The organism is Actinoplanes oryzae (assembly GCF_030757795.1).
GTDB lineage: Bacteria > Actinomycetota > Actinomycetes > Mycobacteriales > Micromonosporaceae > Actinoplanes.
In genome coordinates this window covers 25,271-34,584 of record NZ_JAUQWH010000093.1, presented here as the reverse complement: position 1 = coordinate 34,584, position 9,314 = coordinate 25,271, and the positions used below count along the sequence as shown (strand labels likewise).

The following is a 9,314-nucleotide window of genomic DNA, read 5'->3' as shown; positions in this document are numbered from 1 at the left end:
CCGTACCGCAAGATCGGCGGGTCGGCGCTGCCTTTGGTGGGGTTACTTACCAGTTGTGTCCTGTCTGTGCTCGATCGCGCGGATCAGGCCTCGGCACGCCATGTCCAGATCCCGGCGGGGAAGCTCGACCACGACCACCTCGGCACCCCGGTAGCTCGCGCACAGCTGCGCGGGCGCCCGGCGGCGGGTGCTGCGGTGCTCCGCCGCGGCGATCACGAGACTGAGCAGGAGAATCACCACGACGGCCAGCACCGGCCAGCCGTGCAGGTGACGGGCCGCCAGGGCGACGAGGATCACCGAGCCGCCGGCGGCGGACATGATGCGCTCGTGGCCCGGGCGGCGGTGGACCACGCCGAGGTCGTGCAGCTCGGAGATCACCCAGACGCGCCAGCCACCCGGTACGCGCACCTTGACGAGGCGGCCGGTGATGACCAGCTGCGGCCTCCGGGGGTCCGGCCCTCGGTAGTAGACCGTCATTTCGTTCACCTCCCTCCGGGCGGGGCTTGCACCGGCCCGGAGAAGAGGAGAAGGATGTCGTCTGCACGGGCGTGTTCCCTCCCCTCTCCGCGGGGGGCGGATGCCCGGAGGCGGCGCCCAGCTCCACCTGGGTGTCGCCTCCTTTGTCTGCGTGCCCCGGTCGCGACTTGTCCTCAGTATGGGGCCGATCGGACGTACTAGCTACACCGCAGATTGCCGTACCGCCGTCGGTGTGGCCCGCCATCTGCGCATTCGGCCGGATTCGGCGCCCACTCACTCATCTCCTCCCATGCTCGCAGCGGCTGTCCAGCAGGTTCCGGGGCGACCGCCGCTCGTCCCGGGGCACGATGCGGAAGGTGACGGGCGGGCGGCAGGGGACCCGGTCACCACACCAGCCGGGCGGGGTCGGCTCTCCGCTGCCCGCGCGATCGGGCGCACTACGGGCAGGCGGTCCAGCGCGGCAAGCCGGGCAGGCGGCCGGCGCAGCACCGTCGGCACCTGTCGCAGCATCGCTGGTCGTGTCGCAACGCCGCCGGGCATGTCGGCGCGACGCCGGAGCGTATCGGTGCGCGGCATCCGATGGCGGCAGGGAGGGCACGACCGGCCGGTACGGTCGGAGCATGATCAACGAGGCGGAGCGGGAAGTCCGGCGCCGGATGGCTGCGCACGAGCTGTACCGGGACGGGGCGCCCGGGCTGGAGGCGCTCGAGGAGGAGCGGATCCGGGGCAAGGAGCTGGTGCACGACTACAACGCGACGCGGCCCCGGGAGGCGGCGGAGCGCGAGCGGTTGCTGCGGGAGCTGCTCGGGGGCGTGGGCGAGCGGGTGTGGATCGAGCCGCCGTTGCGGGTGGCGTACGGCACCAATCTCTTCCTCGGCGACGACGTCTACGTCAACTTCGGGCTCACCGTGGTCGACGACGTCGAGGTGCGCATCGGGGACCGGGTCATGCTCGCGCCGAACGTGACGATCACGGCGACCGGGCATCCCGTGCATCCTGAGCTGCGCTCCGACGGTACGCAGTTCTCGGCGCCCGTGGTGATCGAGGACGACGTGTGGATCGGGGCGGGCGCGATCCTGCTCCCGGGCGTGACGATCGGGCGCGGCTCGGTGGTCGGCGCGGGCGCGGTGGTCACGGGCAACGTGCCGCCGGACGTGGTCGTGGCCGGGGTGCCCGCGCGCGTCCGGCGGCCGATCACCGACGCCGACCGCCGGTGGGCCTACCGCCCGCCCCGCGATCTGAGCTGAGCGACGGCCACCGCCACGCCGGCGTGGATCGTCTTCGGCAGCAGCAGCCGGGCGCCGGGGCCCGCGGCGAGCAGGGCCGCGGCCTCGGCGACGCTCGGGGCCCCGGTCAGCCGCACAGTGTTCGGGGTGGACACCTCCGACAGGTCGGCGGCGCTGAACATCACGAGCGGCAGTCCGAGCCGCTCGGCCAGCCCCCGGACCACGGCCCCCCGGCGATCGAGCGTGGCGATCACCGTCGCCGGGGCGACCGCCAGGGCCGCCGCAGCCGCCTGGTCGAGCTGCGACGGCGACACCGACGAGCGCGCGCCGATGCCCAGAGCCACAGTCACGAGCCGGGTGACACCGCGACGGACGGGACCGGATCGGCCGACGCGGCGGCCGACACCAGGCGGTGGGCGATCGCGGAGTCGGCGGCCCAGTGCAGGTGCAGGTAGGACGCGTGGAGCTGGGGCGTCGCGAACCCTTCCGGGTCGGCCCCGCGCCACGCCCACGCCGCTCCCCCGGCCGGCTCGAGAAGCAGCCCGGAACGGGGGTGCACCATCGTGCGGTGGAACTCGTGGCCGGTCGCCCGGGAGCCCGCCGGGAAGAGGGGGCTGTCCGAGAGCGCCACCGCGTCCCGGTAGCCGAGGGTCAGCGACGGGGTCATGGCCGCGTCGGCGTCGAGGACTCCGCACATCGGCTTGCCGTCCAGGGTGCTGCACAGCCAGAGCAGGCCCGCGCACTCGGCCGCGATCGGGAGGCCGCGGGACGCGTGTGCGGCGACGGCGGCGCGCAGGGGTTCGTTCGCGGAGAGCTCCGCCGCGTACACCTCGGGGAAGCCGCCGCCGACGACCAGCGCGCGCGTGCCCTCGGGGAGCGACTCGTCGCGCAGCGGGTCGACGACCACGACGTCGGCGCCGGCTCCGGTGAGCAGCTCGGCCGTCTCGGCGTACGCGAAGGTGAACGCCGGACCGCCGGCGAGCGCGACCACCGGGCGGCCGGGCACCGGGGTGTCCGCCGCCGGGGACCAGGCCGTGGCGGTGAGGGGCGGGGCCGAGCGGGCCAGCGCCATCACCTCGGCGAGGTCCACGGAGGACTCGACCAGCGCGGCGAGGGCGTCCACCGAGGCGAGGGCCTCGGCGCGGCGCTCGGCGGCGGGGACCAGGCCGAGGTGGCGGGAGGGCGCCTCGACGGCGGTGGCGCGGCGCATCGCCCCGAGGACCGGGGTGCCGACCTCCTCGCACGCCTCGCGGAGCAGGGCCTCGTGGCGGTCCGAGCCGACCTGGTTGAGGATCACGCCCCCGATGCGGACGTCGCCGAAGCTGCGGAAGCCGTGCACCAGCGCCGCGACCGACCGGCCCTGCGCCGCCGCGTTGACCACCAGGACGACCGGGGCGCCGAGCAGGCCGGCGACCTGCGCGGTGGAGCCCGTGTCGCCGCCGCCGACCCGCCCGTCGTAGAGGCCCATCACGCCCTCGACGATCGCCAGGCTCGTGCCGGCCGAGCCGTGCGCGAACAGCGGCCCGATCAGCTCCTCGCCGACCAGCACCGGGTCGAGGTTGCGGCCGGGGCGCCCGGCGGCCAGCGCGTGGTAGCCGGGGTCGATGTAGTCCGGCCCGACCTTGAACGGCGCGACGGCCAGGCCGCGCCGGGCGAACGCCGCCAGCAGGCCCGTCGCCACCGTCGTCTTGCCGTGCCCGGAGGCGGGCGCGGCGATCACGATCCGCGGGATGTTCACCATTCGATGCCCCGCTGGCCCTTGCGCCCCGCGTCCATCGGATGCTTGACCTTGGTCATCTCGGTCACCAGGTCGGCCGCCTCGAGCAGGTCGGGGTGCGCGTCGCGGCCGGTGATCACGACGTGCTGGGTGCCGGGCCGGGCGCGCAGCGTCGCGACCACGTCGGCGACGTCGACCCAGCCCCACTTCATCGGGTAGGTGAACTCGTCGAGCACGTAGAAGCCGTAGCTCTCGGCCGCCAGGTCGCGCTTGATCTGGGCCCAGCCCTCGGCGGCCTCGGCGGCGTGGTCGCGCTCGGTGCCGGCGCGCTGGATCCAGGACCAGCCCTCGCCCATCTTGTGCCACGCGACCGGCGCGCCGCCGGGGAACTCGCCGAGCGCCTTGAGCGCCGACTCCTCGCCGACCCGCCACTTCTCGGACTTGACGAACTGGAACACGCCCACGGGCCAGCCCGCGTTCCACGCCCGCAGCGCCATCCCGAACGCGGCCGTCGACTTGCCCTTGCCGTGTCCGGTGTGGACGGCGAGCACGGCCTGCCGGCGGCGCTGCCGCGTGGTGAGCCCGTCGTCGGGAACCGTGGTGACCTTGCCCTGCGGCATCAGGCGGCCCTCCCCCGGGCGGCGGCCGGGCGACCGGCCGGATCGATCGTTCCGGCGGCGCTCAGCGCGTCGAGCGGCATCACGTCCGCGCCGAGCGCCGCGGCCAGCCGCCGGGCCAGGCCCAGCCGCACCGGCCCGGACTCGCAGTCGACGACCACGGTGGACACGCCGGCCAGCGCGGGCGCGACGGTCACCGGGTCGGGGCCGCTGGTGGCGCGCCCGTCCGTGACGACGACGAGCAGCGGCCTGCGGCGCGGGTCCCGCCGGCGCTCGGTCGCGATGGTCGCGGCCGCGGTGCGCAGGCCCGCCGCCAGCGGGGTACGCCCCCCGGTGCGCAGGGCGGCCAGCCGCAGCACCCCGACCTCGTGGCTCGACGTGGGCGGAAGCACCTGCTCGGCCTCGCGCCCCCGGAACGTGATCATGCCGATCCGGTCCCGCCGCTGGTAGGCGTCCCGCAGCAGCGACAGCACGGCGGTCTTCACCACGGTCATCCGCTTGCGGGCCGCCATCGAGCCGGACGCGTCCACCACGAACAGCACGAGGTTGGCCTCGCGTCCGACGTGGACGGCCTCCCGCAGGTCACGCGGCTGCACGAAGCCCGGGGCCGAGCCGTCCGCCGTGGAGCCGGCGGCCCGGTGCACGGCGGCACGCAGCGTCGCGGGCAGATGCGGTGCGCCCCGCAGCTTGCCCAGCGGCACCCGCGAGCCGACCACCCGCCCCCGCCGGGCGAAGGCCGGGGACCGCCGGCCCGCGTGGCCGCCCTCGCCCCGGGCGGCGATCGTCAGCGCGCGGGTCCGGAAGACCGCTCCGGCCGGCGCCGCGGCACCCTGCCCGCCCGGCTTTTCCGACTTGTCGCCCGCGTCGCCCTCAGGAGAAGAAGACGGCGTCGCATCCGAGGAAGGCGGCGTCGCGTCGGAAGAAGGCGGCGCACCCCCGGAACCGGGCCCGTCCGGACCGCCACCGGGGCCCTCGGGGCCACCGCCGGGGTCCTGCGGGCCGCCATCGGGATTCTCGGGGCCGCCGTCGGGATCGTCGTCCGGCGGCATGTCCGCGTCGGCCTGGGCGAGGGCCTCGTCGAGGCGCTCCTCGTCCGTGCCCGGCGGGTCGAGCGGGTCCTTGCGCCGCCGGTGCGGCAGCGCCAGCCGCGCCGCGTCGTGCACGTCCTCGCGGGTCACCGTCGTGCGGCCGTGCCAGGCGGCCAGGGCCACCGCGCACCGGGCCACGACGATGTCCGCGCGCATGCCGTCGACCCCGTAGGCCAGGGAGATCCGGGCGATCCGGTCCAGCTCGGCGTCCGGCAGCACGACCGACGGTACGGCCGAGCGCGCCGCGACGATCCGGGCGGCCAGCGCGGCCTCCTCCCGCGCGAACCGGCTCGCGAACGCGTCCGGCCCCGCCTCGTACGCCAGCCGGCGCCGCACGACCTCCGCCCGCTGCACCGGGTCGCGGGGCGCGGCGACCGTCACCACCAGGCCGAACCGGTCGACCAGCTGGGGCCGCGGCTCGCCCTCCTCCGGGTTCATGGTGCCGACCAGCAGGAACCGGGCCGCGTGCTTGACCGACACGCCGTCGCGCTCGACGTGCGCCCGGCCCATCGCGGCCGCGTCGAGCAGCAGGTCGACGAGGTGGTCCGGCAGCAGGTTGACCTCGTCGACATAGAGCGCGCCGCGGTGGGCGGCGGCGAGCAGACCCGGCTCGTACGCCTTCACGCCGTCGGCGAGCGCGCGCTGGATGTCGAGCGTGCCCACCACGCGGTCCTCGGTGGCCCCGACGGGCAGCTCGACCAGCGTGGCGGGCCGGTGCCCGTGCGGGGCGCCCGGCTCGTGCGGGCCGTCGGGGCAGCCGGGGTCGGGCGCGGCGGGGTCGCAGGCGAAGCGGCAGCCGCGCACCACGTCGACCTCGGGGAGCAGCGCGGCGAGCGCGCGCACGACGGTGCTCTTGGCGGTGCCCTTCTCACCGCGCACCAGCACGCCGCCCACGGCGGGCGACACGGCGGTGAGCAGCAGGGCGAGGCGCAGATCGTCGAGGCCGACGACGGCGGAGAACGGGTACGGCGTCACGGCCAGAGTCCTTTCGGCGGGTGTCCACGCCCGCGTTCGGTCGGTGCGAGCGGCCGGAGTCTCCTGACTCCCGGGCACCTCCCAGCACCCGGTCACAGTGGCGGGACCGTCCCGGACTCGCACCGGGTTCCTCCGCTACCGCTCGTCAAGCACTCTTTCTCACCCGCCCCCGCGCCGTCAACGTGAGCCGTCGTGGCCTTCCCCACGCCGTGCCGTGGACGAGAGCTACGCGCCCACCGCCTTCTCCGTGCTCGGCAGCGGCTCGGGGGCCAGCCGGTCGAGCTCGGTCAGCACGTCGGTCACCGCGAGCGCCGACCGCTCGATCAACGGCCGCAGCCGCTTGTACAGTGCCGCGTCCTCGGGGTCGGGGGCGGTGTGCTCCGAGATGTCGACGAGCGCGGCGGCCCGGTCCAGGTCGGGCAGGTCGCCGAGGGCATGGAAGCCGAGCAGGACCGCGCCCAGCGCCGTGCCCTCGGGCGTGTCCGCGATCGCCACCGGCAGGTCGAGCGCCGACGCCAGCGTCTCGGTCCAGAGCTCGGACGCGACGGCGCCCCCGGTGGCCCGTACCTCCCGCATCTCGATGCCCTCGTCCGCGAACGTGTCCCGGACCAGCGCCAGCTGCTGGCACACCCCCTCGACGGCCGCGCGGACCAGGTGGGCCCGCCCGTGCTCGCGCCGCAGCCCCAGGTAGGCCCCGCGCATGCCGCCCTTCCACCACGGGGCGCGCTCGCCCAGCAGGTACGGCAGGCAGAGCAGCCCCTCGCTGCCCGCCGGTGCGCCCGCGGCCTCGACGAGCAGGGCGGCGTCGCGGACGTCGGCGTCCTCGCCCTCGGCGGGCGGCCGGTCGAAGCCCTCCGCCATCGTCTGCCCGGCCCAGCGGACGACCGATCCGGCGTTGTTGATCGCCCCGCCGAGCACCCACCTGTCCTCGGTCAGCGCGTAGCAGAACAGCCGGCCGCCCTTGTCGGCCACCGGCCGGTCCACCACCGTACGCAGGGCACCGCTCGTGCCCAGCGACACCGCGGCGACGCCGGCCGGGGTCGCCCCGACGCCGAGGTTCGCGAGCGGCCCGTCGGCGGCACCGATCACCAGGGGCGTGTCCGGCGCCAGTCCCGCGGCCTTGGCGACGTCGGGGTGCAGGGCGAGGACCGTGGTGGTCGGGACGACCTCCGCCAGCTGCTCGGCGCGTACGCCGGCCAGGTCCAGCGCCTCGGGATCCCAGCGCCGCTCGTGGAGGCCGTAGAGCCCCGTGCCGGAGGCCAGCGACAGGTCGACGACGAAGCCCTCGCGGGCCAGCCCGGAGAGGACGACCTCCTTGACGCCGCCCCAGCGCGGGGTGTCCCGCAGCGTCGCCGGGTCGGACGACCGCCACCACGCCAGCTTGGCCAGCGGCGCCATCGGGTGCACCGGCGTACCCGTGCGGGCCTGCAGCTCCTTGCCCCGCCCGCCGTCGCCGATCTCCCGCGCCTGCCCGGCCGAGCGGTTGTCCGCCCACGTGATCAACGGTCCCCGGGGGCTGCCGTCGGCGTTGAGGGGCGCGAGGCCGTGCAGGAAGGCGGAGAGACTCACCGCGCGGACGTGGTCGCCCTTCCCGCGTACCTCCTGGGCGACCTTGACCAGCGCCTCGACGGCGGCGTCGCGCAGCCGCGCCGCGTCCAGCTCGGCGCGGCCGGGCCCGGGCACCGACAGCGGATAGTGCACGCTGACCACGGCCCGCACGGAGCCGTCCGCCCCCGCGGCCACCCCCTTGGTCGCGGTGGTCCCGGTGTCGATCCCGATGACGACGTCCATGCAGCCCCTCCAGCCTCGCGGTGCCCCAGACCATGCCCGGACCGCCCGGCGGGCGAAACCCGGGAACAGCTTCGGCCGCCCGGGGAGCCGGGCGGCCGAAGCTGAATGCGGAGAAAACCGGCGGCGTCAGCGCTCGCCGATGGGCACGAACTGACGCTCGGCCTCGCCGGTGTAGAGCTGGCGCGGCCGGCCGATCTTCGTGGCCGGGTCGGCGGACTGCTCCTTGTACTGCGCGATCCAGCCGGGGAGCCGGCCGAGGGCGAACAGGACCGTGAACATCTTGGTCGGGAAGCCCAGCGCCTTGTAGATCAGGCCGGTGTAGAAGTCGACGTTCGGGTAGAGCTTGCGGCTCACGAAGTAGTCGTCCGCGAGGGCGATCTCCTCGAGCTTGAACGCGATGTCCAGCAGCGGGTCCTGCACGTCCAGGGTGGACAGGACGTCCTGGGCGGCCTTCTTGACGATGGCGGCGCGCGGGTCGTAGTTCTTGTAGACCCGGTGGCCGAAGCCCATCAGCTTGACGCCCTTCTCCTTCGCCTTGACGCGGCGCACGAAGGAGTCGACGTCGCCGCCGTCGGCGCGGATGCCCTCGAGCATCTCGAGGACCGCCGAGTTGGCGCCGCCGTGCAGCGGGCCGGAGAGGGCGTTGATGCCCCCGGCGACCGAGGCGTAGAGGTTGGCGCCGGCCGAGCCGACCAGGCGCACGGTCGACGTGGAGCAGTTCTGCTCGTGGTCGGCGTGCAGGACGAAGAGCATGTCGAGGATGTTGGCGATCTTCGGGTCCACCTCGTACGCGACGGTGGGCAGCCCGAACGTCATGCGCAGGAAGTTCTCGACGTAGTCCAGCGAGTTGTCCGGGTAGGGCAGCGGGTGCCCGATGCTCTTCTTGTAGGCGTACGCCGCGATGGTCGGCAGTTTCGCCATGAGCCGGATGCCGGAGATGTCGACCTGCTCGGGGTCGGCCGGGTCCAGCGCGTCCTGGTAGAAGGTGGAGAGCGCGGTCACCGCCGAGGACAGCACGGCCATCGGGTGGGCGTCGCGCGGGAAGCCGGAGAAGAAGGTCCGCATCTCCTCCTGCAGCAGCGTGTGGACGCGGATCTTGTCCGCGAACTCCGCCAGCTGGGCGGGGGTCGGGAGGGCGTCGTAGATGAGCAGGTAGGAGACTTCCAGGAAGGAAGCCTTGCCCGCGAGCTGCTCGATCGGAAACCCTCGGTATCGGAGGATGCCGGCGTCACCGTCGATGTAGGTGATCGCCGACGCGCAGGAGGCCGTGTTGACGAAACCCTGGTCGAGGGTGACGTAACCGGTCTCCTTCAGGAGGGCGCTGATCTCGATGCCACCCGGACCCTCCACGGCCGGCCGGACCGGCAGCGAGAGTTGGCCACCGGGGTGGTCGAGCTTGACATCCGTCATGTATTTCCCTCAC

8 protein-coding genes and 1 riboswitch are annotated in these 9,314 nt (G+C 74.7%); of the genes, 1 reads left to right on the top strand and 7 read right to left on the bottom strand.

The features are described from left to right. Positions 1–42: 42 nt before the first annotated feature. The gene (locus RBH18_RS26745; protein WP_306212550.1) at positions 43–477 is read right to left on the bottom strand and encodes a DUF6232 family protein; all 435 of its coding nucleotides are present in this window, start codon (positions 475–477) and stop codon (positions 43–45) included. A 620-nt stretch (positions 478–1,097) separates the two neighbouring features. On the opposite strand from RBH18_RS26745, the gene RBH18_RS26740 reads away from it, so the two are divergent. Next, entirely contained in the window at positions 1,098–1,724 is a 627-nt protein-coding gene (locus RBH18_RS26740; protein ID WP_306212549.1) for a sugar O-acetyltransferase, read from the top strand. Here the strand turns inward: RBH18_RS26740 and RBH18_RS26735 are convergent. The 6 genes from RBH18_RS26735 to RBH18_RS26710 form a co-directional block, all read right to left on the bottom strand. Next, positions 1,697–2,053, bottom strand: coding sequence for a cobalamin biosynthesis protein (locus RBH18_RS26735; protein WP_306212548.1), 357 nt, complete (start codon positions 2,051–2,053; stop codon positions 1,697–1,699). The genes RBH18_RS26740 and RBH18_RS26735 overlap by 28 nt on opposite strands. Then, the gene (locus RBH18_RS26730; RefSeq protein WP_306212547.1) at positions 2,050–3,444 is read right to left on the bottom strand and encodes a cobyrinate a,c-diamide synthase; all 1,395 of its coding nucleotides are present in this window, start codon (positions 3,442–3,444) and stop codon (positions 2,050–2,052) included. The genes RBH18_RS26735 and RBH18_RS26730 overlap by 4 nt, the downstream gene beginning before the upstream one ends. Beyond that, positions 3,438–4,040: a cob(I)yrinic acid a,c-diamide adenosyltransferase gene (gene cobO / locus RBH18_RS26725; RefSeq protein ID WP_306212546.1), complete on the bottom strand. Its 603-nt coding sequence runs from the start codon at positions 4,038–4,040 to the stop codon at positions 3,438–3,440. The genes RBH18_RS26730 and cobO overlap by 7 nt, the downstream gene beginning before the upstream one ends. Then, positions 4,040–6,100, bottom strand: coding sequence for a VWA domain-containing protein (locus tag RBH18_RS26720; RefSeq protein ID WP_306212545.1), 2,061 nt, complete (start codon positions 6,098–6,100; stop codon positions 4,040–4,042). Before RBH18_RS26720 ends, cobO begins: the two co-directional genes overlap by 1 nt. A 34-nt stretch (positions 6,101–6,134) precedes the next feature. Next, positions 6,135–6,258, bottom strand: a riboswitch (cobalamin riboswitch). A gap of 67 nt (positions 6,259–6,325) precedes the next feature. Beyond that, positions 6,326–7,891 (bottom strand): gluconokinase, encoded by a 1,566-nt coding sequence (locus RBH18_RS26715; protein WP_306212544.1) that lies wholly within the window; start codon positions 7,889–7,891, stop codon positions 6,326–6,328. 126 nt (positions 7,892–8,017) lie between these two features. Next, a complete protein-coding gene (locus tag RBH18_RS26710) occupies positions 8,018–9,301 on the bottom strand; it encodes a citrate synthase (protein WP_306212543.1) in 1,284 nt (427 codons plus the stop codon). Positions 9,302–9,314: the final 13 nt, after the last annotated feature.